Source organism: Bacillus sp. B.PNR1 (genome assembly GCF_030386235.1).
Taxonomy (GTDB): domain Bacteria; phylum Bacillota; class Bacilli; order Bacillales; family Bacillaceae; genus Bacillus; species Bacillus stercoris.
In genome coordinates, this window is the sequence record NZ_JANYMN010000001.1 from 1,012,352 (window position 1) to 1,036,420 (window position 24,069).

General features: G+C 43.4%; 16 protein-coding genes, 3 pseudogenes and 1 riboswitch. Of the genes and pseudogenes, 13 read left to right on the forward strand and 6 right to left on the reverse strand.

Annotation, left to right across the window (positions count from 1 at the left end):
* The first annotated feature begins 4 nt into the window (after positions 1-4).
* A riboswitch (SAM riboswitch) is annotated at positions 5-96 on the forward strand.
* 95 nt (positions 97-191) lie between these two features.
* The 6 genes and pseudogenes from NZD81_RS05675 (at position 192) to NZD81_RS05700 (ending at position 7,399) form a co-directional block, all read left to right on the forward strand.
* Positions 192-1,226, forward strand: a complete 1,035-nt coding sequence (locus tag NZD81_RS05675) for a 2-hydroxyacid dehydrogenase (RefSeq protein WP_282372247.1) — start codon at positions 192-194, stop codon at positions 1,224-1,226.
* 4 nt (positions 1,227-1,230) lie between these two features.
* Positions 1,231-2,693, forward strand: a pseudogene (locus NZD81_RS05680) (FGGY-family carbohydrate kinase).
* Between the two features lie 94 nt (positions 2,694-2,787).
* Positions 2,788-4,032 (forward strand): MFS transporter, encoded by a 1,245-nt coding sequence (locus tag NZD81_RS05685; protein ID WP_071580939.1) that lies wholly within the window; start codon positions 2,788-2,790, stop codon positions 4,030-4,032.
* Positions 4,033-4,222: 190 nt separating this feature from the next.
* The gene (locus NZD81_RS05690; RefSeq protein ID WP_282372244.1) at positions 4,223-5,053 is read left to right on the forward strand and encodes a lipase family protein; all 831 of its coding nucleotides are present in this window, start codon (positions 4,223-4,225) and stop codon (positions 5,051-5,053) included.
* A gap of 24 nt (positions 5,054-5,077) precedes the next feature.
* Positions 5,078-5,905: pseudogene (locus NZD81_RS05695) on the forward strand (lipase family protein); the annotation flags it as partial.
* Positions 5,885-7,399: an arylsulfotransferase family protein gene (locus NZD81_RS05700; protein ID WP_354669334.1), complete on the forward strand. Its 1,515-nt coding sequence runs from the start codon at positions 5,885-5,887 to the stop codon at positions 7,397-7,399. The pseudogene NZD81_RS05695 and the gene NZD81_RS05700, both read left to right, overlap by 21 nt.
* A 156-nt stretch (positions 7,400-7,555) precedes the next feature.
* On the opposite strand, the gene NZD81_RS05705 is transcribed toward NZD81_RS05700, so the two are convergent.
* The 3 genes and pseudogenes from NZD81_RS05705 to NZD81_RS05715 all read right to left on the reverse strand — a co-directional run bounded on the left by NZD81_RS05705 (position 7,556) and on the right by NZD81_RS05715 (position 9,277).
* Positions 7,556-8,089, reverse strand: coding sequence for a GNAT family N-acetyltransferase (locus tag NZD81_RS05705; protein WP_282372243.1), 534 nt, complete (start codon positions 8,087-8,089; stop codon positions 7,556-7,558).
* Positions 8,090-8,130: 41 nt separating this feature from the next.
* A pseudogene (locus NZD81_RS05710) lies at positions 8,131-8,903 on the reverse strand (hypothetical protein).
* Between the two features lie 68 nt (positions 8,904-8,971).
* The gene (locus NZD81_RS05715; protein ID WP_014664180.1) at positions 8,972-9,277 is read right to left on the reverse strand and encodes a DUF948 domain-containing protein; all 306 of its coding nucleotides are present in this window, start codon (positions 9,275-9,277) and stop codon (positions 8,972-8,974) included.
* A gap of 152 nt (positions 9,278-9,429) precedes the next feature.
* Between NZD81_RS05715 and NZD81_RS05720 the strand changes: the two genes are divergently transcribed.
* From NZD81_RS05720 to proB, 4 genes are all read left to right on the forward strand, one after another.
* Positions 9,430-10,146 carry a 3-ketoacyl-ACP reductase gene (locus NZD81_RS05720; protein WP_040082991.1) on the forward strand — a complete coding sequence of 239 codons (717 nt, stop codon included), beginning with the start codon at positions 9,430-9,432 and terminating at the stop codon, positions 10,144-10,146.
* Positions 10,147-10,435: 289 nt separating this feature from the next.
* The gene (gene rtp, locus NZD81_RS05725) at positions 10,436-10,804 is read left to right on the forward strand and encodes a replication termination protein (protein ID WP_003220337.1); all 369 of its coding nucleotides are present in this window, start codon (positions 10,436-10,438) and stop codon (positions 10,802-10,804) included.
* 147 nt (positions 10,805-10,951) lie between these two features.
* Complete coding sequence (gene proC / locus NZD81_RS05730; RefSeq protein WP_010886524.1) at positions 10,952-11,845, forward strand: pyrroline-5-carboxylate reductase; 894 nt, start codon at positions 10,952-10,954, stop codon at positions 11,843-11,845.
* Complete coding sequence (gene proB / locus NZD81_RS05735; RefSeq protein WP_014664179.1) at positions 11,842-12,957, forward strand: glutamate 5-kinase; 1,116 nt, start codon at positions 11,842-11,844, stop codon at positions 12,955-12,957. Before proC ends, proB begins: the two co-directional genes overlap by 4 nt.
* A 49-nt stretch (positions 12,958-13,006) precedes the next feature.
* Here the strand turns inward: proB and gltC are convergent, their stop codons facing one another.
* A complete protein-coding gene (gene gltC, locus NZD81_RS05740; protein ID WP_014664178.1) occupies positions 13,007-13,909 on the reverse strand; it encodes a glutamate biosynthesis transcriptional regulator GltC in 903 nt (300 codons plus the stop codon).
* 146 nt (positions 13,910-14,055) lie between these two features.
* Between gltC and gltB the strand changes: the two genes are divergently transcribed.
* Together gltB and gltD are read left to right on the forward strand one after the other, a co-directional pair.
* Complete coding sequence (gene gltB, locus NZD81_RS05745; protein WP_282372239.1) at positions 14,056-18,615, forward strand: glutamate synthase large subunit; 4,560 nt, start codon at positions 14,056-14,058, stop codon at positions 18,613-18,615.
* Between the two features lie 16 nt (positions 18,616-18,631).
* Positions 18,632-20,113 carry a glutamate synthase small subunit gene (gene gltD, locus NZD81_RS05750; RefSeq protein ID WP_103032139.1) on the forward strand — a complete coding sequence of 494 codons (1,482 nt, stop codon included), beginning with the start codon at positions 18,632-18,634 and terminating at the stop codon, positions 20,111-20,113.
* Positions 20,114-20,172: 59 nt separating this feature from the next.
* Here the strand turns inward: gltD and NZD81_RS05755 are convergent, their stop codons facing one another.
* Complete coding sequence (locus NZD81_RS05755; RefSeq protein ID WP_282372238.1) at positions 20,173-21,162, reverse strand: zinc-binding dehydrogenase; 990 nt, start codon at positions 21,160-21,162, stop codon at positions 20,173-20,175.
* Between the two features lie 128 nt (positions 21,163-21,290).
* Between NZD81_RS05755 and yofA the strand changes: the two genes are divergently transcribed.
* Complete coding sequence (gene yofA / locus NZD81_RS05760; RefSeq protein ID WP_103032137.1) at positions 21,291-22,148, forward strand: LysR family transcriptional regulator YofA; 858 nt, start codon at positions 21,291-21,293, stop codon at positions 22,146-22,148.
* 126 nt (positions 22,149-22,274) lie between these two features.
* On the opposite strand, the gene ggt is transcribed toward yofA, so the two are convergent.
* Positions 22,275-24,038 (reverse strand): gamma-glutamyltransferase, encoded by a 1,764-nt coding sequence (gene ggt / locus NZD81_RS05765; protein WP_282372236.1) that lies wholly within the window; start codon positions 24,036-24,038, stop codon positions 22,275-22,277.
* Between the last annotated feature and the right edge of the window lie 31 nt (positions 24,039-24,069).

Consider the following 24,069-nt stretch of genomic DNA (forward strand, 5'->3'; position numbering starts at 1 on the left):
ACATTTTCTATCCAGAGAGGTGGAGGGACTGGCCCTATGAAACCTCGGCAACATTATTGTGCCAATTCCAGCAAGCGTCAGCTTGAAAGATAGGAAAGCAAGGTTTATACCGGCGTCTGCCTGTAACAGAACGCGCCCATATATGAATCTCTTTCCATCTTCGGAAAGAGATTTTTTTATGAAAAAATACGATGAAAAGGATGTTTTGCACCATGACGGTTTTGGTTACAGCGCCGTACAACGAAAAAGGGCGAAAAGAGCTTGAAAACTTGTTTGGCTCAGTTATTTATCAATCTTGGAAAGAACAAGGCCGGGCATATCGGGAGGATGAACTCATTCAGCTGCTAAAGGCAACAAATGCGACAGGTTTGATTACTGAGCTTGATCAGGTAACAGACAGCGTATTTGCTTCTGTTCCCGAACTTTCATTTGTCGGTGTTTGCAGGGGAATGCCCTCCAATGTGGATGTGGCAGCTGCTTCAAAAAGGGGCATACCTGTTTTTTATACACCAGGGCGGAATGCACAAGCCGTTGCCGAAATGTTTATTGGAAATGTGATTTCCTTTCTCCGTCATATCAGCGCCTCGAATCAGTGGCTGAAGGATGGGAAGTGGGACAGTGATTACCTGCAGGCTTATGTCAAATTTAAAGGAAATGAGCTAACAGGAAAAACGGTTGGCATGATTGGGTTCGGCGCGGTTGGCCAAAGGATTGCAAAACTGCTGACTGCGTTTGACTGTAAGATAAAGTATTACGATCCATACATTCAAGACGATTATCCGCTGTATGAAAAAGTAGCTCTTAAAACGGTATTTTCAGACAGTGATATCGTTTCTGTCCATCTGCCTCGCACTGAGGAAACACTTGGACTGATAGATCGGCAATATTTTGATTTGATGAAAGAGAGTGCGATTTTCGTCAATACTTCAAGAGCAGTTGTCGTAAACCGTGAAGATCTTTTATCTGTATTAAAAGAACATAAAATCAGAGGTGCGGTACTAGACGTTTTTTATCATGAACCTCCAGAGGAATCAGATTATGAATTGATCTCATTGCCTAATGTTCTGGCAACACCGCATCTCGCTGGAGCAACCTTTGAAGTAGAGGATCATCACGTGTCGATCATGAATGATGCCCTCAAAAAGTGGAAGGTTGAAAAAATTCCCAATATTCCAACATTATATAACAAAGACAAACTGAGAACAGATGTAAAGAAAAGAGGTTAACAGAATGAAAAAACAAAAAGGCTATCTCGTTTTCGATATCGGCACAGGCAATGCGAGGGTAGCGGTCGTGAGTGTCTCAGGCATTGTTCAAACGGTTGAACGGGAGGACATCGAGTATTCCACCGAGACGCTTTACCCGGACAGCCGTTATTTTTCCCCTCAGATACTGTGGAAGCAAGTAATGAGATTGGCAAAACGTGCGCTATCCCGTTCGCGTGATATTGACATCATTGGGTTGACATCGACGAGTCAAAGACAGGGGATTGTTCTGATCGATCAAAACGGTGACTCTTTTCTCGGGCTGCCGAACATAGATAACCGCGGCCGAGAGTGGGAGGAGAGCATTCCCGATCGGGAAGAAATATACAGCCGTACAGGCCGTCTGCCGACTGCGCTTTTTTCTGCACTCAAGCTTTATGGTTTGAAGCAGCGCCAGCCTTCTTTATGGGAAAAGACTGCAAGTTTTACAAGCATCAGTGATTGGGTGACATATCAACTGAGCGGAATCCTAACATATGAACCATCGCAGGCAACAGAAACGCTGCTGTTTGATGTGAAGCACAATACTTGGTCAGAAGAGATGTGCGACATATTCGGCTTTTCTCCATCTCTCCTTCCGCCTCTTGTAAGAGCGGGAACAGCAATTGGAACAATAGCAAATGAATATGCAGCCGAATTAGGTCTTTCAATAAATGCTAAGGTGGTAACTGGGGGCGGGGATACACAGCTAGCTGTGAAAAGCACCGGAGCTGGACTTGAGGACATAGTCATCGTATCAGGGACAACAACGCCAATAACCAAAATTACTGCGGATCATGGCGACACAAAACATAAAGCCTGGCTGAACTGCCATACAGATCAAGGGCATTGGCTAGTAGAAACGAATCCGGGAATTACCGGTCTGAATTATCAAAAATTAAAACAGATTTTCTATCCGAATGAATCGTACGACGTAATGGAGGAGGAAATTTCTGCACTAGCAAAAGAAGACAATGCGTGTGTAGCGGCTCTCGGCTCTTATTTATCAGCTGAAAAGAATGCATTAACGAGAGGCGGTTTTCTTTTTGACACTCCGCTTTCAGCAGATTTAAAGAGGGCACATTTTGTACGTGCGGCGCTAGAAGAGATCGCATTTTCAATCAAATGGAACTTTGACATTTTAACAGAGGTTACTCCGTTTACACGTGACTATGTTTGGGTGTGCGGAGGGGGACTCCAAAGCAAAGCGCTCACTCAATATATCGCTGACCTTCTTCAGAAAAAAATCTATGTCAAAGAGGGATATCATCAGGCATCTGTCGTTGGTGCTGCAGTCATTTGCAATGAAACTTTTCAATTAACGGAGGAGATGTCAGCAAATGTCCGGGTGATCGAACCGAAGAACTGTCAGACAGAATTGGCTTTATATGAGGAATGGAAGCAAACTCAGCGCTTTTTTCAGGGTCAGAAAGCAAAGTGTTGATATAAGGTGGCATATCCGGATGTTTTGAGGAATTGTCTAATTTTTAGCTTTAATAAGGTAATACGGTAATGTATATGAGCATCTAAGGAGGAAACAGATATGTTAGATAAAATTGGTATACCAAAGCGGCTTGCGTGGGGATTTTTAGGAGTTGTTTTGTTTATGATGGGAGACGGACTTGAACAAGGCTGGCTCAGCCCGTTTCTGACCGAAAACGGACTGACTGTTCAGCAATCTGCTTCCATTTTTAGCATTTACGGGATTGCGCTTGCCATAGCTTCCTGGTTTTCAGGTGTATGTCTCGAAGCATTTGGCGCAAAACGGACGATGTTTATGGGGCTGTTGTTTTATGTAATCGGTACAGCCGCCTTTATCGTGTTTGGGTTTGAACAGCTAAACCTCCCTGTGATGTATGTGACTTACTTCGTAAAAGGGTTAGGCTACCCGCTATTTGCTTATTCTTTCTTGACATGGGTCATTTACAGAACACCGCAAAACAGACTGAGCACTGCTGTCGGCTGGTTTTGGATTGCCTATTGCCTCGGCATGTTTGTATTCGGTGCTTGGTACTCAAGCTACGCGATCAAAGCGTTCGGTTATTTGAATACGCTTTGGAGCTCTATATTCTGGGTATGTCTCGGTGCATTCTTCGCATTGTTTATCAATAAAGACCGTTTTGAAAAGAAGAAAAGAAAACGATCAGAAACAGCCGAGGAGCTTTTAAAAGGGGTTACGATTCTATTTACAAACCCGCGCGTGCTTACAGGCGGAATCATCAGAATCATCAACAGCATTGGTACATATGGATTCCCAGTCTTTTTGCCGATGCACATGGCTCAGCACGGAATTTCAACCAATGTGTGGCTGCAAATTTGGGGAACCATTTTTCTGGGGAACATTGTGTTTAACCTTATCTTTGGAATTGTCGGCGATAAATTCGGCTGGAAAAATACTGTTATGTGGTTCGGCGGAGTCGGCTGCGGTATTTTCACCGTCTTATTATACTACGCACCGGTTTTCTCCGGCGGAAGTGTAGCGGTTGTCAGTGTGATCGGCTTTATTTGGGGCGGTTTGCTGGCAGGCTATGTGCCGATCGGTGCAATTGTGCCGACGGTGGCCGGAAAAGACAAAGGGGCAGCCATGTCTGTATTGAATTTGGCTGCAGGTTTATCAGCGTTTGTCGGTCCCGCGCTTGCTTGGTTGTTCATCGGCCTTGTCGGTGCGCAAGGCGTCGTCTGGATCTTTGCGGTTCTTTACCTAGCGAGTGCAGTCATGACGAAATGCATTCATATACCTGAAGAAAAAGCGGTAAAGGAGGAAACATCTCCTCAATATGCATCTTAATCAAAAAGCGTCCCTGCAACAGGGCGCTTTTTGTCTTTTTACATTTTCTTTTATTCCGTCATAAAGTAACTTCCCAGTTTTTTTTACCAATATCCCCGTTCATTTCACCATCATTAGCAATTCCGGGTTTTCATTCATATTGTACCATTAACATCATATTTACCTGTATTAAGAAAGGAATTGCGTATATATGGTTTCTTTAGATAAAAACAGTATTTTTAATAGCAAAACTGCAATATTTCTTGCAGCAATGAGCTATCAGACATATCCATTCTTTTTAGAAGGGAAACTTACCTTACCAAAAGACTTTAAACTTCGATATACCATTCGTGCTTTTGCTGACGTAGAGAATCCTATGGAAGAGGTATTCGGTTTTATTGCCGAATCACAAGATCAAATCGTTATAGCGTTTAGAGGATACGCAGCATATCCCAAGGATCTTTTAGCATCCTATGACATATTTCAAGTTCCCTATCCCTATGTTAAAAATGGCGGGAAAACGTCTCGTGGATTCACATGTCTTTATCAATCAACAAGAAACAATTTAATCAGACAAATAAATAAACTTTCTACGTCAAAAAAGCTGTTTGTTACCGGGCACAACTACGGAGGAGCTTTGGCAACGTTAGCTGCTTTAGATATTGCTGCGAACACTGGGTTTAATCATCCTTTCTTGTATACGTATGGCAGTCCGCGTATCGGTGACCCTGTCTTTGCTTCCCAATTTAACAAAGTGGTGATAAATAGTATACGAATTGTAAATATTCATGACTCTTTTCCAACTTTCCCAGCAAAAAAGTATCCACCACCTTTTACGGAGGAAGGATTATACTATCACCATGTAAAAACAAAGTATCCAATCTCTTTTCAATTGAATAATACGCCGCGCAATGATGCGATTGCTTGTTATGTTAAATACCTTAGTAAAATGAATCCTGATTTCTCCGAAATATTATGCGATAAAAATCCAGGGTTTTGTCCCGATCCTGACATGTGTACTCCGTTTCGAGGAACATGCTAGGAATAAAAGAAAGGAGCTGCTCGGATGAATCACTCAAGCTTATATTATATGTTTAACCGTGAGGATTCGATATTGCTATCGGCCATGATCTATCAGTCATATCAACTCTTTGAAAAGGAACCGCTTGTCTTGCCAAAAGGATATAGCCTTCGATATACCATACGAGCTCTTGCTGGTGTTGAGGATCCGGAAGCTGAAGTATTTGGTTTTATTGCCGAGTCACAAGATCAGATCATTGTAATTTTTAGAGGAACCCGAACATTTAAGGACAATGAGTCGGACCAAGACTTATATCAAGTACCATATCCGTTTGTCAGAAATGCAGGAAAAACCCATCGTGGATTTACATGTCTTTATCAATCGACAAGAAATGAGCTGATCGGGGAATTAACCAAGCTTTATGCAGCAAAAAGAATATTAGTCGCAGGCCATAGTTTAGGAGGAGCTTTAGCCGTGTTAGCCGCTTTTGATATTGCGGTGAATACCCGATTTAAAAATCCTTTTGTATATACTTATGGCAGCCCTCGAGTCGCTGACCCTGTCTTTGCGTCCCGGTTCAACCAAACGGTAAAGAATAGTATTCGTATTTTCAATATCCATGACATTATTCCCACCTTGCCGGATCAAGCATATCCGCCTCCATTTACAAAGCAAGGATTATTCTATCAGCATGTAGACAAGAAGGTAACGCTCTCTTTTCAGCTGAACAGTTTACCTGTTCGCAATCATGAGATTGTCTGTTATTTTAAAAACCTCAGCCAACAAAATCCTGCCTTTGCCAAATCATTATGTGATGAAAACCCGGGATTCTGTCCCGATACGGAATTATGCGTGCCATTTATGGGGGGATGCGGTGATAAGGCATCCGCAAATCATTCAAGCTCACAAGAATGGAACTTTGTTTCGGCTCCTGCCCTGCATCCCATGAAGGTTTCTATAAATGTCAACAAGCCAGGGGCAGCACCCGGCTTAATATTCGTTGCACCCTATACTGTGTTCGGCGCAACTATGATTGGGCAAACAGGTGCACTGATCATAGATCAAGCTGGTAACCCAGTATGGTTTAGACCTCTTGATAGTAGATTTACACAAAATACGGACTTTAGGGTACAATCCTACAAAGGGGAACCCGTTCTTACCATGTGGCAAGGAACAATATCTGGAACTCAGCCTAAAGATCCTAATCTCCCGGCGGGGGATCCGGAACCTGGAGCTTTTTTTCAAATCATCAATCAGAATTATAAAGTGATTAAGAAACTCACCGCCAAAAAAGGATTTACCTCTGATGTTCACGAGTTTACGATTACAAAGCAAGATACGGCTTTGTTTACTGCTGTGAAACAAGTGCCAGCGGATCTCACAATGTATGGAGGTCCGGCAGATGGGTACTTTGACAATTATTCCATTCAAGAAGTAGATCTTGAGACAGGAGAGCTTCTTTTCTTCTGGGATGTGCTTGCTCATGTTAATCCGGATGACTCGATGTTACCTGCGTCATCCGCCACAAGCGCTAACAATATTTGGGACTGTTTTCACGTGAATTCAGTTGAGGAAGGGCCGAACAATACTCTTCTAATAAGCATGCGTAACATGTGGGCGATTTATTTGGTTGATAAAACAACAGGAAAGATTGTCTGGCAGCTTGGTGGCAAAAAAAGCGATTTTACTTTTGAGCCAAATGCAACATTTTCTTGGCAACATGATGCACGTTTTAGGTCTAGAACACGGATAAGTCTATTTGATGATGCTTGTTGTGCTTCTTCAAGCTCTCCGCCTGAGGGAGAGGCTCGTGGTTTAATCCTTCAACTTGATTTCCATAACATGACTGCAAAAGCAGATCGAACTTATTATCATGATCCAGCGCTGTATGTTCCAAGTCAAGGAAATGTTCAGAAACTATCAAATGGAAATCAATTCGTTGGATGGGGACAGGAACCGTATCTTTCTGAATATAGGAGTGCTGGTAATAATAAAAAAGATCCTTCGTTGAATTTGTTATATGATATGCAGTTTCCTGGTCAAAATCTTTCTTATAGGGCGTTTAAGGATAAATGGGTAGGCTTGCCGTTTTATTCACCCAGTATTGCTGTAAATCCATTATGTGAAGATGCAGCCATTGTTTATGCATCATGGAACGGTTCAACTGAAACTGTAGCCTGGAAAGTGTTAGCTGGTCCAGCACCTAACAAATTGTCTGAGGTGGGAACGGATGCTCCCCGAACCGGATTTGAAACAGATATACTTGTTCATTCGATTGGGCCATATTTTCAGGTGAAAGCATTGAATTCTTCTGGCCAAACCATTGGTACATCACAGATCATTCATGCGGGGCAAGAAAAAGAATAAGCCTCTTCACTATATTTTGTGATGTGTTCTATCAGGCCATTTAGCATTTACTGTCCTATACTGGAGTCAGTGCAGAGGCTGGCTGCCCCTTCTATTTTGGGCAGTCACCAAGAAGAGGAAGGGAGTGTGCATACAGATCGAGAGAATGTCGTCCGTTCATTTGCTTGATTTTAAAATAGAATATACATTTGTATCATAGGGAATTCCATTTTGATACATGTACTGTCTTAAAACACCTTCTTTTTGAAATCCCATTTTTATAAGCAGCCGATTTGATGCTTCATTTTGGGTAAATACAACTGCGCCAATACGCGTCAGGCCAAGGGAAGTAAACCCGTAGGAGACAGCCTCTAAAATGGCTTCTGATGCAAAGCCGTTTCGCCAATGCGCCGGGGTGATTTCATAACCGATCTCTGCACGCCTATGCTTTTGGGCCAGAGCGTGAAAGCCGATTGTTCCGATCAAATCTTTCGTATCCCGTCTTTCTATTCCCCACCTTATACCACGTTTTTCTTGATAGAGCGCGGCAAAGGTTTGAATCATTGAAATGGCCTGTTCTATAGATTCCATGTTTTCAAGTCCGTAATAGCGTGTCACTTCATGGTTTGAGAAACAAGCAAAAATGGCTTCCGCGTCCTGATCTGTCATTTGCCTAAGTGTAAGCCGCTCCGTTTCTAATACAGGAAACATTCAACCACTCCCCATGTTTGTTTCTGTTTATCATATCCCTTTTATTTTCTCTTTTCTATAGAAAATTCAAAACTGAGAAAGCAAAAGAATGAATTTGTCTTTCTAGTTGCTCTTTGTTTTTGGCGAATTGTTTTAAACGATGGCCGTTTGCGCCTGATGGGTGGGGAAAGCCGCTAAGGCAAATCAAATTCTGGAGTCTGTACTGTCTGATCAATGTTTCACATACTGTTTCGGCGGCTTTTCCTAACGGAATAAGAAGAGCTGGCCCCGCCACATGATTGAGCTCCGCAGGGAAGTGATCAAAAGCATAGGTGCTTAGGATAGGAGAGCGAGTGATGGCCGGTTTGTATCCGGTATAGTTTTTTTGCTGGATAAAGACAGGATATCTAATAACGGAAGTTGTATGGAGCATATGCCGTAAGTCACCAAAAAGCTGCGCGGCGCTTTGAATGCCGAAAGCCTGTGGCAGCCCGCATAAATCCAGCATGGTAATAAGGTTATGCCTCGTCGATCCGGAGAAACTCGCTGCTATTTTTGTGTCTACTGCCATTTGCTCAAGAGTCCCGCCTTGCAAAAGGCTTTCGGCGGCTGTTTCGTACGCTGTCTTCATCTGGGAAAAACCCGGTGTGATCCCGGCAATCACAAGTGAGGCATCCCGATTGATAAATTCATTATGAGGTGAATAGTAGATGGCAAGTTCGTTTTCTTGATGGAGACGAAATGGATCAGTAAGTAAATCGGACTTTGTAAGTGAAGAGGGAAGAAAATGTAGTTTTTCTGCGAATTCCTTTAAGCAGCTGCGGTTTATAATCATATGTAAGCCTCCTCGAAAAATGAGATCCCATTGTCCATCTGATCGTAACAACGGGATCTCATTCATCTTTATCTGCTATTAAAATGTCCTGCCTGCCACACCTCTTTGACTGCTTGGGGAACTTCTTTCACTTCAGCTGCTGTCTGCTGAAACGCGTATTTTTTCATTTGGACATCATGCTGAATCTTCTTTTGTTTTTGCGTCAGCAGCTCTGCTTCTGTTTTTAATCCCTCGACTTGTTTTTGCATAGCCTGCGTAACAGAAGTGAGCTCCTTTAGTGCGGGGTCTATTTTTTTCTTGTTTTGGATCACATTAAACCCTAAAAATATGATAGAAATAGCCAATACTGCCAGACTGATATAAACAATAACCATATGTTCACTCCTTTTTTCTTTTGTCATTACCCTGTTTCCGCTTTTTTAATCCAAAGAAATGATGATTGCACAGTTCGTTTGATTTGCGTATTGGATATATTCTACTTATAATGTGATATCGTACATAGGTAAACAAAGAAAGGGTGCTTCAATTGCAAAGTTTACAAAATAAAACCGCTTTAATTACAGGCGGAGGCAGAGGGATCGGCCGCGCTACAGCTCTTGCTCTTGCGAAAGAAGGCGTAAATATTGGGTTAATCGGCCGGACTGCCGCTAATGTTGAAAAAGTGGCAGAAGAAGTCAAAGCGCTTGGTGTAAAAACTGCATTTGCTGCTGCAGATGTAAAAGATGCCGAGCAGGTTAACCAAGCCGTAGCTCAAGTGAAGGAACAGCTTGGTGATATCGATATTCTCATTAACAACGCCGGAATCAGCAAATTTGGCGGTTTTTTAGATCTATCAGCCGATGAATGGGAAAATATAATACAAGTCAACCTAATGGGTGTGTATCATGTGACTCGCGCGGTGCTTCCGGAAATGATCGAACGCAAAGCCGGAGACATCATTAATATTTCGTCTACAGCGGGCCAAAGAGGAGCTGCTGTAACAAGTGCTTATAGCGCTTCTAAATTTGCCGTTCTCGGATTAACAGAGTCTCTTATGCAAGAAGTGAGAAAACATAATATCAGAGTCAGCGCATTAACGCCGAGCACTGTCGCTAGTGATATGTCTATCGAATTGAACTTGACAGACGGTAATCCTGAAAAAGTGATGCAGCCTGAAGATCTTGCTGAATACATGGTGGCGCAATTGAAATTAGATCCTCGTATTTTCATCAAAACAGCGGGATTATGGTCAACAAATCCGTAAAAATGAGAACCTGTCTTTCGACAGGTTTTTTTATTTGAGTGAAATTCATACCGACATATGCAAATCTGAAAATCGTTTTAAATTGAAGCTGGCAGTGAATGTAGGCTATAATAGAACTAAGAAAACTATGTGCCAAATGTTCAACGACCTATTTATTTTCCGCTTCACCTATAATCAGTAACCATGAGATAACTCGACGATCAGTCTTTAATATAAGGAGGAAAACAATAAAAGAAAATTGAATATTTAGTACATAGTGTTGTCAGTGACAGAAGAAGGAGTGCATATCATGAAAGAAGAAAAAAGGAGTTCAACCGGCTTTTTAGTGAAACAACGTGCATTTTTGAAGCTTTATATGATAACAATGACAGAGCAAGAGAGACTCTATGGATTAAAGCTGCTTGAAGTACTTCGGTCTGAATTTAAAGAGATTGGTTTTAAACCAAATCATACTGAAGTATACCGGTCTTTGCATGAGCTTCTTGATGATGGGATACTAAAACAAATTAAAGTAAAAAAAGAAGGGGCTAAGCTTCAGGAAGTCGTCCTCTATCAATTTAAAGATTACGAAGCTGCCAAACTATATAAAAAACAGCTGAAAGTTGAGCTGGACCGCTGTAAAAAACTGATTGAAAAAGCTCTCTCAGATAATTTTTAATAGAAACAAACACCCGGTACACACTGCTGCACCGGGTGTTTTCTGCTTTACATTATACATATTTGTCGAAAAGAAACAATACAAATCAATGATGACCTTCAAACTTGACATCATTTCCTCACGTGGTAACATTTAAAACGTGTGAAAATGCGAACAAAAAAGCGAACAAAGGAGATGTTACCGATCTTTGATCAAAAGAAAGTAGCCTTTATAGGAGCAGGATCTATGGCGGAAGGAATGATATCAGGTATCGTTCGTGCCAACAAAATCCCGAAACAAAACATCTGCGTTACAAACCGCAGCAATACAGAGCGATTAACTGAACTTGAACTTCAATATGGAATCAAAGGCGCCTTGCCGAACCAACTATGTATTGAAGACATGGATGTGCTCATTTTGGCAATGAAGCCAAAAGATGCCGAAAACGCTCTGTCATCACTAAAATCACGTATCCAACCCCATCAATTAATATTGTCGGTCCTTGCCGGCATAACCACCTCTTTTATTGAACAATCATTGCTTAATGAACAGCCGGTTGTCAGAGTGATGCCCAATACTTCCAGTATGATCGGCGCTTCTGCAACAGCGATTGCCCTTGGCAAGTATGTGTCAGAAGACTTGAAGAAACTGGCCGAAGCATTGCTCGGATGCATGGGCGAAGTCTATACAATCCAAGAAAATCAAATGGACATATTCACCGGAATTGCAGGCAGTGGTCCCGCGTACTTTTATTATTTAATGGAATTCATTGAAAAGACAGGTGAGGAAGCGGGTCTTGATAAACAGTTATCTCGAAGCATCGGTGCACAGACGCTATTAGGCGCAGCAAAAATGCTCATGGAGACAGGAGAACATCCCGAGATCTTGAGAGACAATATCACGTCACCGAACGGAACGACAGCGGCAGGGCTGCAAGCCTTGAAAAAGAGCGGCGGCGGAGAAGCGATTTCTCAAGCGATAAAGCATGCGGCTAAGCGTTCAAAGGAAATCAGCGAAGATATTGAAAAAACAGCAGCGCCGCTATCAGGAGTGATAAAGTGACGCCTGATACAAGCATAAAAAGAGTTGTTGTGAAGATTGGAAGCAGTTCATTAACAAGCCTCCATGGAGAAATCAGCATTCGAAAATTAGAAGCGTTGGTCGATCAGGTCGTCAAACTCAAAGACGCCGGATATGAAGTGATTTTGGTTTCCTCAGGCGCAGTGGCGGCTGGATATCGGAAGCTCGGATTTATCCAAAGACCCGAGAAGCTTCCAGAAAAACAAGCGTCAGCTTCAATCGGCCAGGGATTGCTGATGGAAGCTTATTCAAAACTATTTTTGGCACACGGCTATGTCGCATCCCAAATTTTAATTACGAGAAGCGATTTTTCTGATGAATATCGGTATAACAATGTCAGGAATACAATGAATGTGCTGCTCGAGCGCGGCATCATCCCGATCATAAACGAAAACGATACAGTTACAGTCAATCGGCTCAAGTTTGGCGACAATGATACGCTCGCAGCAAAAGTCGCTGGATTGATTGATGCAGATATGCTTGTGATTTTATCAGATATCGACGGATTATATGACGGCAATCCGCGCACAAATCCAGAAGCGAAAAGGATACAGCGAGTGAGTGAAATAACACCTGACATCGAAGCGTGCGCAGGTGACAGTGGGAGCGTTGTCGGAACCGGCGGCATGCGCTCTAAGCTTGATGCATTTAAAATCGTCATGGCTTCTGGCATTAAAGGTTTTCTTGGTCAGGCAGATGCCGGCGATATTTTATACCATGCTGTTCGTGAAGAGGCGGCAGGCACCTATTTTGAAGCAAAAGGAACGCTTCCGTTGAATCGAAAGGAACAATGGATCGCTTTTAATTCCGGTCCTGAAGGTGAAATGATTTTATCAGATGATTATTCACGAAAAATAACAAATGGGCAATCGAGCTTATACCTGGACGGTGTACAGAAGATTAAAGGAAAATTCAAAAGCGGTTCAGTTGTTCGGCTAATGGATTCACAAGGAACAGAAATCGGACTTGGAATCGTTAATTATTCTTCTGTACAGCTTCAAGAACCAGAAAAGAAGAAAGAACTGATCAACAAAGCGCTAATTGATCAAGAAGCATTTGTTTGCCATGTGGATTTTACTTTGCCTGTTAATTAATTTGCAGCAAAAAACCCGAGCTTCTATAAAGAAGATCGGGTTCATTTTTTTATTGATACTGCTCCAGCTTAGAGAAGAATTGAATGACAAACTCATAAAAATCATTCGCAGAAGGCGCAAGCTCTCTATTTTTCGGTTTAATGATTCCGACAGTCCGTTTCACTTGAGGGAACTCAATTGGAATTTTCACAGTAAAACGAGGTGTTGTTTCAGCAAACGTACTTTCAGGCAGAAGGGTAACGCCCATTCCTGCGGACACTAATCCTTTGATAGCATCCAAATCCTCACCCTCCGTTGAAACGAGAGGAGCAAAGCCGGCTTGTTTGCAGGAATCGATTGCCATTTTTCTGAGTACAAATCCTTCCGGGAACAATACAAATTGATCGTTGCGTAAATCGATTAAATGAACCGTTTTTTGTTGAGCGAGCGGATGATTTAATGGAACAAGCGCGTAAATTTTTTCAGTGAATAAAATTTTCCCCGCTATGTCAGAGAAATTCGTCGGCACCGGCCCTAATAAGGCTAGATCAATATCGCGGTTTCTGACAGCTTCAATCAGAAACTTATAGGAGCCTTGGCGCAGCAAAAATTCGACGTGCGGATATTCTTCCTTAAACGCTGAAATGACAGTCGGCAAAAGCTGGCTGGCGAGGCTCGTAGGAAATCCGATCTTTACCGTTCCGCGGTGCGGGTCAAGATACTCATCAATTTGTTCTTTTGCATAATCAATGGCTTTCATTGCGGTCTTCACATGAATCAAAAATTCTTTCCCGATTGGCGTGAGTTTGATATTTCTCCCTTCACGCTCAAATAAGGTCACATTTAATTCCTCTTCAAGATTGGCAATTTGTCTGCTGATTGCTGATTGGGCCACATGCAAATGATCAGCAGCTTCTGAAACGTGTTCTCTTTCAGCCACCTCCATAAAATAACGCAGTTGGCGCAACTCCATGTTTGTCTCACATCCATCTATCTCATTTTGAGATTCTTTTGATCTAAATTATATATTGTTTATATCGTTTTGAAAACCTACAATGATTATAGAGTTGTTAGATTTTATGACCGGTATTATCGGAAATTGATCGGGGGAGAGGAATTATGACGTACAATCAAATGCCAAAAGCTCAAGGTCTCTACCGTCCTGAATTTGAACATGATGCATGTGGAATCGGCCTATACGCACACTTAAAGGGCAAGCAGACTCATGACATTGTCAAACAAGGACTTAAGATGCTTTGCCAACTGGACCACAGAGGAGGGCAAGGCAGTGATCCGGATACAGGAGACGGAGCCGGCTTACTGGTTCAAATCCCTGATGCTTTCTTTAGAAAAGAGTGCAAAGACATCAATCTGCCGGAAAAAGAACGTTATGGGGTAGGAATGGTCTTTTTCTCGCAGAAAGAAGATGAAAGAAAAAAAATTGAAAAGCAAATCAATGCACTGATCGAACAAGAAGGCCAAGTCGTTCTTGGATGGAGAACTGTACCTGTAAATGTCGGAAAAATCGGAACAGTGGCACAAAAAAGCTGTCCGTTTGTCCGTCAGGTATTTATCGGCGCAAGCTCTGACCTAAAGGACAATTTATCTTTTGAACGAAAGTTGTATGTCATTCGTAAACAGGCTGAAAACTGGGGTGTAATGGAAGGTTTTGATTTTTATTTTGCCAGTCTTTCAAGCCAGACCATTGTTTACAAAGGCCTTTTAACACCTGAACAGGTTGATGCGTTTTATTCTGATCTGCAAGATGAAGCATTCGTTTCAGCTTTTGCGCTTGTTCATTCACGCTTCAGCACCAACACATTCCCTACCTGGGAAAGAGCGCATCCTAACCGCTATTTGGTTCACAACGGTGAAATTAACACCCTTCGCGGAAATATCAATTGGATGAGAGCACGTGAGCAGCAATTTGTATCTGAAAGCTTCGGTGAGGACTTAAATAAAATTTTGCCGATTCTCAATGCTGACGGCAGTGACTCTTCCATTTTAGATAACGCATTTGAGTTTTTTGTGATGGCTGGACGCAAACCGGCACATACAGCAATGATGCTCATTCCTGAACCTTGGACGGAAAATACGCATATGTCTAAGGAAAAAAGAGCGTTCTACGAGTACCATAGCTCTCTGATGGAGCCTTGGGACGGACCGACAGCCATTTCATTTACTGATGGAAAACAAATCGGCGCAATCCTTGACCGGAATGGTCTCCGTCCGGCCCGTTATTATGTCACAAAAGATGATTATATTATTTTCTCATCTGAAGTAGGCGTTATTGACGTTGAACAGGAGAACGTTTTATATAAAAACCGTCTTGAGCCTGGGAAAATGCTTTTAATTGACCTGGAAGAAGGCCGGATTATCTCCGATGAAGAAGTCAAAACACAAATTGCAACTGAATACCCGTACCAAAAATGGCTAGAAGAAGAGCTTGTCCAAGTGAATCCTGATCCGGAATCAAGAGAGGAAGAACAATTTACTGATCTTCTAACTCGCCAGAAGGCATTCGGATACACATATGAGGATATCCAAAAATATCTCATTCCTGTTATTAAAGAAGGCAAAGACCCCCTTGGTTCAATGGGGAATGACGCGCCGCTTGCTGTACTTTCCGATCGCGCGCAATCACTGTTTAACTATTTTAAGCAGCTGTTTGCACAAGTAACGAACCCGCCAATCGACGCGATTCGTGAGCAGCTTGTCACTTCAACGATGACATGGCTCGGTGCGGAAGGCGATCTTCTTCACCCAAGTGAACGAAACGTTCGCCGGATTAAACTGTATACACCTGTTTTATCCAATGAACAGTTTTACGCATTGAAAACGATTGTTCATCCTGATTTAAAAAGCCAAAAAATCGATGTGCTGTTTTCAGAGGATCTTGAACGCGGATTAAAGGACATGTTCACACAGGCAGAGAAAGCCATCAGTCAAGGCGTAAGCCTGTTAATTTTATCAGACAAAAAGATGAATGAGAGCTTGACACCAATTCCGCCGCTTCTGGCAGTAAGCGCGCTGCATCAGCACTTAATCCGCAAAGGGCTGCGTACGAAAGTCAGCATTATTGTGGAATCGGGAGAAGCACGTGAAGTGCATCACTTTGCAGCATTAATCGGTTATGGCGCAGATGCGATTAACCCTTATCTCGCTTATGCGACCTACAAGCAGGAAATTGATGAAGGCCGTTTGGATATCAGCTATGAAGAAGCGGTCAGCAAATATGGGAAAAGCATTACTGAAGGTGTTGTAAAAGTCATGTCCAAAATGGGGATTTCAACCGTACAAAGCTACAGAGGCGCCCAAATTTTTGAAGCGGTAGGAATCAGCCGTGATGTGATCGACCGCTATTTCACAGGTACTGCATCACAGCTCGGAGGCATCGATATACAAACAATTGCAGAAGAGGCGCAGCGCCGTCACCGGGAAGCGTATCAGGATGATTACAGCAAAACGCTTGAACCGGGAAGTGACTTCCAATGGAGAAATGGCGGAGAGCATCATGCGTTTAACCCGAAAACGATTCATACCTTGCAATGGGCTTGCCGCAGAAATGATTACACTCTGTTTAAACAGTATACAAAAGCGGCAGATGAAGAACGCATCGGATTTTTGCGGAACTTGTTCGCATTTGACGGAAACCGCAAGCCTTTGAAGCTGGAAGAGGTTGAATCCGCTGAATCGATTGTCAAACGCTTTAAAACGGGTGCGATGTCATTTGGGTCCTTGAGTAAGGAAGCACACGAAGCTTTAGCCATCGCAATGAACCGTCTTGGAGGAAAAAGCAACAGCGGTGAAGGCGGAGAAGATCCAAAACGTTTTGTTCCGGATGTGAACGGCGATGATAGAAGAAGTGCGATCAAACAAATTGCATCAGGACGTTTCGGTGTCAAAAGCCATTACCTTGTTAATGCTGATGAGCTGCAGATTAAAATGGCTCAAGGCGCTAAGCCGGGTGAAGGCGGTCAGCTGCCTGGAAACAAAGTATATCCATGGGTTGCCGATGTCCGAGGGTCAACACCAGGTGTCGGTTTAATCTCACCTCCTCCTCACCATGACATTTATTCAATTGAGGATTTAGCCCAGCTGATCCACGACTTGAAAAATGCCAATCGTGATGCAAGAATCAGCGTAAAGCTGGTGTCAAAAGCAGGCGTAGGCACAATTGCTGCAGGTGTGGCCAAAGCGACTGCAGATGTCATTGTGATCAGCGGCTACGATGGAGGTACAGGTGCTTCTCCGAAAACCAGTATTAAACATACAGGGCTACCATGGGAACTTGGTCTTGCAGAAGCACATCAAACATTAATGCTTAACGGCCTTCGTGACCGTGTTGTATTAGAAACGGATGGAAAGCTCATGACGGGCCGCGACGTTGTGATGGCTGCCTTGCTCGGTGCAGAAGAATTTGGTTTCGCAACGGCTCCGTTAGTTGTACTCGGCTGTGTCATGATGCGTGCCTGTCATTTGGATACATGCCCTGTCGGTGTAGCCACACAAAACCCAGAGCTTCGCAAAAAGTTCATGGGGGATCCCGACCATATTGTGAACTATATGCTGTTCATTGCTGAAGAAGTTCGTGAGTACATGGCCGCGTTAGGTTTCAAGACATTTGATGAAATGATCGGCCGCACTGATGCACTTCATGTAAGTGAACGGGCGAAGGGGCACTGGAAAGCAAGCCAGCTAGATTTGTCTACACTTCTTTATCAGCCTGAAGGCGTACGGACGTTCCAATCACCGCAAAATCATAAAATTGATCAATCGCTAGATATCACAACGATTCTCCCGGCAGTACAAGAAGCCATCGAATCTGGAAAAGAAGCTGATATATCGATTGAAATCAATAATACAAACCGTGTAGCCGGAACGATAACCGGCAGTGAGATCTCTAAGCGCTACGGAGAAGAAGGGCTTCCTGAAGATACGATCAAGCTGCACTTTACTGGATCAGCCGGCCAAAGCTTTGGAGCTTTCGTTCCTAAAGGAATGACACTTTATTTGGACGGAGACTCAAATGATTACGTCGGAAAAGGGCTTTCTGGCGGAAAAATCATCGTCAAGTCACCAGAAGAATTCAACTCTGCTTCGGATGACAATGTCATTATCGGCAACGTTGCTTTTTACGGTGCGACAAGCGGAGAAGCATATATTAACGGACGTGCTGGTGAACGCTTTGCCGTTCGGAACAGCGGTGTGAACGTAGTTGTAGAAGGCATCGGCGACCACGGCTGTGAATACATGACTGGCGGCAGCGTTGTCGTTCTCGGTGATGTAGGCAAAAACTTTGCGGCAGGTATGTCCGGCGGAATCGCTTATGTATTGGCTGAAGATGCCAAAGCCTTTAAACGCAAATGCAACCTTGAGATGATTTTATTTGAATCATTAGAGGATGAGAAAGAAATCCAGCAAATCAAAGCAATGCTTAAAAGACATGCTGCGTATACAAACAGCCAAAAAGCACAAGATCTGCTTGCTCAATGGGAAGACAGCGTGAAAAAATTCGTTAAAGTCATTCCGAAAAACTATAAACAAATGCTTGCGAGCATCGAAGAGCAAAAAGCTGCAGGTTTATCAGAAGAAGAAGCCATCATGTTCGCTTTTGAGGCCAACACGAAGCCAAAGCAGAATACAGCAGCTGGACAAAAACAAGCGGTAGTACAGTAAGGAAGGGGAGAGGAACATGGGGAAACCAACTGGATTTATGGAGATCAAACGAGAAAAACCTGCTGAGCGGGACCCTCTCACTCGCTTAAAGGATTGGAAAGAATATTCTGCTCCTTTTTCAGAAGAAGCATCGAAACGGCAGGGGGCGCGGTGTATGGATTGCGGTACACCGTTTTGCCAGATCGGTGCGGACATTAACGGATTTACATCCGGCTGTCCGATTTACAACTTAATTCCTGAATGGAATGATCTTGTCTACCGGGGCAGATGGAAAGAAGCATTGGAACGTCTGTTGAAAACAAACAACTTTCCTGAATTCACAGGGCGGGTATGTCCTGCCCCTTGTGAAGGGTCATGCACTTTAGCGATTTCAGACCCGGCCGTTTCAATTAAAAATATCGAGCGAACCATTATCGACAAAGGATTTGAGAACGGCTGGATTCAACCTAGAATTCCTAAAAAACGAACAGGCAAAAAAGTGGCCATTGTCGGGTCAGGCCCAGCCGGACTGGCGAGTGCTGACCAGCTGAACCAAGCGGGACATTCCGTCACTGTTTTTGAACGAGCAGACAGAGCGGGCGGCCTTTTAACATACGGCATTCCAAACATGAAGCTTGAGAAGGGCATTGTAGAACGCCGAATTAAATTACTGACGCAAGAAGGAATTGATTTTGTCACGAACACAGAAATCGGTGTTGACATAACAGCGGATGAGTTAAAGGAGCAATTTGATGCTGTGATCCTGTGCACAGGCGCTCAAAAGCAGCGGGACCTCTTAATTGAAGGGCGCGACTCAAAAGGAGTCCATTACGCGATGGATTACCTGACGCTCGCAACGAAAAGCTATTTAGATTCTAATTTTAAAGACAAGCAATTCATTGACGCCAAAGGGAAAGATGTCATCGTTATCGGAGGCGGAGATACAGGAGCTGACTGTGTAGCTACTGCTCTGCGACAAAAAGCCAAAAGCGTGCATCAATTCGGCAAACATCCAAAACTTCCGCCAGCCCGCACGAATGACAATATGTGGCCTGAACAGCCGCACGTCTTTACGCTTGAATATGCGTATGAAGAAGCGGAAGCAAAATTCGGAAGAGATCCGAGGGAATACTCCATTCAAACGAAAAAAATGGTCGCGGATAAAAATGGCCAGCTGAAGGAGCTCCATACCATCCAAATGGAAAAAGTGAAAAATGAGCATGGAAAATACGAGTTCCGCGAGCTGCCTGGAACTGAAAAAGTATGGTCTGCTCAGCTTGTCTTTATCGCTATCGGCTTTGAAGGCACAGAACAGCCGCTGTTGAAACAGTTCGGTGTGGATTCTGTAAACAACAAAATCAGTGCAGCATATGGGGATTATCAAACAAATATCGATGGCGTATTCGCCGCAGGGGATGCAAGAAGAGGCCAAAGCTTAATCGTATGGGCGATTAATGAAGGCCGTGAAGTAGCGCGTGAAGTGGATCGGTATTTGATGGGGAGTTCAGTTCTTCCGTAAATAAAGGGGATTATCATATAAAAAAAGAAACCGGTCTGGTTGCCAGCCGGTTTCTTTTTTTATTCCATTACGATCCCAATGTTTCCAAACTGCCTGCCTTCCTGCATTCTTTTATATGCATCACATGCTTTTTCTAAAGGATATGTGAGGTCGATTACAGGTCTCAGCTTATGTTTTTCAATGAAAGCGAGCATATCGCGAAATTCCTCACCGCTTCCCATCGAAGTTCCCAAAACATTGATTTGCGGAAAGAATAGAGAACGCACCGGAAAACTGAGATCGTCCCCTGAGCTTGCCCCAAAGCTGACAATGCGGCCATTCGGCTTTACATGACGGAAGTATTCCGAAAAGAGGGCAGGGCCTATGCTGTCAAGAACAGCATCAGCCTTTTTTCCCTGCATCTGTTCATCCCAATTGCTGTAACTGTCAAATGCGTAATCAGCACCTAATTGTAGCGCCCTTTTTCTTTTCTCCTCACTGCGGGAGGTCACGCTTACTGTTGCCCCAATCGCCTTCGCCATCAATAAAGCGTAGGTTGCAACTCCGCTTCCGATGCCGGGTATCAATAGATGCTCGTCTTTTTTCAATTGTCCCTTCGTAAACAGGGCCCGATATGCAGTTAAAGCGGATAAAGGTAAAACGCCCGCTTCTTCCCAAGATAAATAAGGAGGTTTTTTGATTGCATTTTGTGAAGGAATGATCACATATTCAGCAAGTGTTCCGTCAGAAGGACCTCCCAGAATCTCAGGTACAGGCGGAACATTCTCTGTTAATTCCCAGTTTAATGTCGGGAAAATGATGACTTCTGTTTCAACAGTAACATTTTTCACGCCTTCACCAATCTCTTCAATGAGACCGGCGCCGTCAGAACCGAGTATCACGTGAGGATCTTGTTCAGATTTGTCTTTCATGAGAAACAGGTCACGATGATTCAGACCCGCGGATTTTAATTTTACCTTTACCTCTCCATATCCAGGCTTTTTCGCAGGGACGTTTTGAAATGATAATCCCTGCAGTCCGGTTGTTCCATTGTGAATTACAGCTTTCATGTTGTCTTCCTCCTCATTGAATTGTATTTTCATATCTTTACATATTTTACTCAGCAGTTTTCTTCGAGTAAAATGAACAAATATGATAGCCACTATCACTTTTAATCATAGCAAGTAGGTGAGAGCCCGTGGAAAGCGGAGATTTAAAGATTTTTCAGGCTGTGGCCCGTGAAGGAAGCATAACGAAAGCAGCGCAAATGCTGAATTATGTTCAATCGAATGTGACAGCCAGAATACATAACCTTGAGGAAAATTTGAATATCAGGCTTTTTCATCGAACGAATCGCGGGATGAAGCTGACTGCTGCGGGAGAAAATCTTTTGCAATATGCTGATCAAGTATTATTGCTGTTAGACGAAGCTGAAAAATCGGCACAGATGAGCCGGCATCCGAAAGGGCCTTTGCGGATCGGCTCACTAGAAACGACGGCGGTAACGCATCTGCCCGAACATGCCGCCTCCTTCCTCAGACGTTTTCCTGATGTGGATTTATCGGTGAACACTGCTAATACACATCATCTGATTCAACAGGTTCTTGATCATCAAGTTGATGGCGCTTTTGTATATGGACCGGTTGAGCACACTGCTGTCAGACAAATCCATGTTTCCCATGATGAATTAGTTTTGATTTCATCACGAGAAGGGTCGGCCGAGGATATGCTTCAGCAGCCGATGCTCTTTTTTGGAGCAGGCTGTTCTCATCGTGACAGGGTCAAAAGATTACTGGAGGAAGCAGGCATACCCAACCAAAAAATCATAGAGTTTGGCACATTGGAGGCGATTATAAAAGGAGTTTCCGCCGGGATGGGTACGGCGCTGCTCCCAAGGTCCGCTATTGATTGCTCCGAGCATCGAACGAATGTATGGATTCATCAGCTGCCAGCAGCATATCAAGACGTAGAGATCGTATTTATATACAGGAAAGACTTTTTTATTACGAGTGCGTTCCAGACATTTCTTGATGAGATACACGAAATGAAAAGATGAAGATAGACGTGTTGGATTTCTGGTCTGATACACTGCATTGGCAGAATAAAACCGTTTATCAGTTTTTATTTTAAAGATGGGCATAAAAAAACTGTACTCATTTGAAGCGAGTACAGTTTTTTCTTTTTATTTGCGTTTTAAATTAATGCCGATCGCTGCGCCGTTTCTGCTTGAATCAGCTACGCCTTTAAAGGTGCCGTTTTCATGGTCGATCGATATGCTTTGCACGTTTCCGATATCCACCGGACTTGTGCCAAATTTGTGGCCCATGCCGTTCAGCTTGCTGAGGACATCTTTAGGAACTCCGTCTTCGTAACGGTAAGAGCTCATGCTGTTTGTGTAAATTCTCGGCTCTTCAACAGCCGCTTTTAATTCCATACCGTACTCTATATAGTAGAGAATGGTTTGCAAAACTGATGAAATAATTGTGGCCCCGCCAGGAGATCCAACCGTGAGGACAGGCTTGTCATCCTTAAATAAAATCGTCGGGGTCATGCTGCTTAAAGGCCGTTTGTTTGGCTGTACTTCGTTGGCTCCGCCTGGTATCGCATCAAAATCCGTTAATTCATTGTTTAAAATAACACCGTAATCAGGGACCATAATACCCGTTCCGAATAGCTGTTCGATTGTTGTTGTATAGGAAACAACATTTCCCCATCGATCTGCAACTGTAAAATGGGTTGTTTGGCCTTCTACTTTATCTTTCGGCTGTTCGACTTGTTTATAGTTTGCTGATCCTTCTTGGTATTTCCAAGGATCGCCGGCTTTCGGTTTTTTATTCACTTGATCTAGGTTGATTAATTGCTGGCGTTCTTTAATATAATCGGGGTGAAGCAGGCCTTTGAGAGGAACATTTACAAATTCGGGATCACCAGCGTATGACGCACGGTCGGCATAAGACAAATGCATCGTTTCGGCAAGCAGCTGATATTTCTCCCATGAGCGGACATCGTATTGTGAAAGGTTAAAATCATCAAGTATTTTCAGCATTTGCAATAAGAAAATACCACCGGAGCTTGGAGGAGGAGTGGTAGCGATTTGATAGCCTTGATAGTCTCCCCAAATCGGTTCATCAATTGTAATGTCGTAATTTTCTAAATCTTCTTTCGTCATTGATCCGCCGAAATCCTGGACAGTGTCAGAAAGCGCCTTGGCGAATTTTCCTTTATAAAAAGCGTCAGTGCCTTTGGAGCGAATCAGTTTAAACGTTTTGGCCAAATCTTTTTGAATAAGGGTATCGCCTTCTTTCAGCGGCTCGCCATTTGGCAAAAATACATCTTTTGCGGCTGTCTGTGACAGTTTTTCCTGGTAATTAGAAATGGCATCTGCCAACACTGAATCAATCGGGAAGCCTTTGTCAGCGAGTTTAATAGAAGGGGTAATTAATTGCTTCATTGAACGGGTTCCCCATTTATCCAAGGCTTCTTCCAGCCCTTTCAGCGTGCCTGGAACACCAACGGCAGTACCTTTTGTCACACGTTCAGAGAAAGGAATGGCTTTGCCGTTTTCATCCAAAAACATGTCAGGGGTTGCGCCTGCTGGTGCACGCTCACGGCTGTCGATTATCGTTGTATCCTTCGTTTTTCCGTCATACACCATCATAAAACCGCCACCGCCAATGCCTGACATCATCGGCTCCGTTACATTGAGTGCGAATTGAATAGCGACCGCTGCATCAATGGCATTTCCTCCTTTTTTCAGCACATCAGCACCGATTTCAGAAGCGAGAGGATGTGCGGTCGCAACCATGCCGTCTTTTCCGACATCTACTTGTTTGTACTCATCGTAGCTTTTGGGCGGTTTTTTAGCTTCCGCGTGAAAAGGGACACTTCCAGCGACTAACAGAACACTAAGCAGAGCTGTTAAACAGACGTTCCACGTTCTTTTCATGTTCTCCCTCCTATATGAAGCTGTATTGTTA

Coding starts and splice junctions, on each gene's coding strand:
- NZD81_RS05675 (WP_282372247.1), top strand. CDS start 192: ATGAAAAGGATGTTTTGCACCATGACGGTTTTGGTTACAGCGCCGTAC.
- NZD81_RS05685 (WP_071580939.1), top strand. CDS start 2,788: ATGTTAGATAAAATTGGTATACCAAAGCGGCTTGCGTGGGGATTTTTA.
- NZD81_RS05690 (WP_282372244.1), top strand. CDS start 4,223: ATGGTTTCTTTAGATAAAAACAGTATTTTTAATAGCAAAACTGCAATA.
- NZD81_RS05705 (WP_282372243.1), bottom strand. CDS start 8,089: ATGTTTCCTGTATTAGAAACGGAGCGGCTTACACTTAGGCAAATGACA.
- NZD81_RS05715 (WP_014664180.1), bottom strand. CDS start 9,277: ATGGTTATTGTTTATATCAGTCTGGCAGTATTGGCTATTTCTATCATA.
- rtp (WP_003220337.1), top strand. CDS start 10,436: ATGAAAGAAGAAAAAAGGAGTTCAACCGGCTTTTTAGTGAAACAACGT.
- proC (WP_010886524.1), top strand. CDS start 10,952: ATGCGAACAAAAAAGCGAACAAAGGAGATGTTACCGATCTTTGATCAA.
- gltC (WP_014664178.1), bottom strand. CDS start 13,909: ATGGAGTTGCGCCAACTGCGTTATTTTATGGAGGTGGCTGAAAGAGAA.
- gltB (WP_282372239.1), top strand. CDS start 14,056: ATGACGTACAATCAAATGCCAAAAGCTCAAGGTCTCTACCGTCCTGAA.
- gltD (WP_103032139.1), top strand. CDS start 18,632: ATGGGGAAACCAACTGGATTTATGGAGATCAAACGAGAAAAACCTGCT.
- NZD81_RS05755 (WP_282372238.1), bottom strand. CDS start 21,162: ATGAAAGCTGTAATTCACAATGGAACAACCGGACTGCAGGGATTATCA.
- ggt (WP_282372236.1), bottom strand. CDS start 24,038: ATGAAAAGAACGTGGAACGTCTGTTTAACAGCTCTGCTTAGTGTTCTG.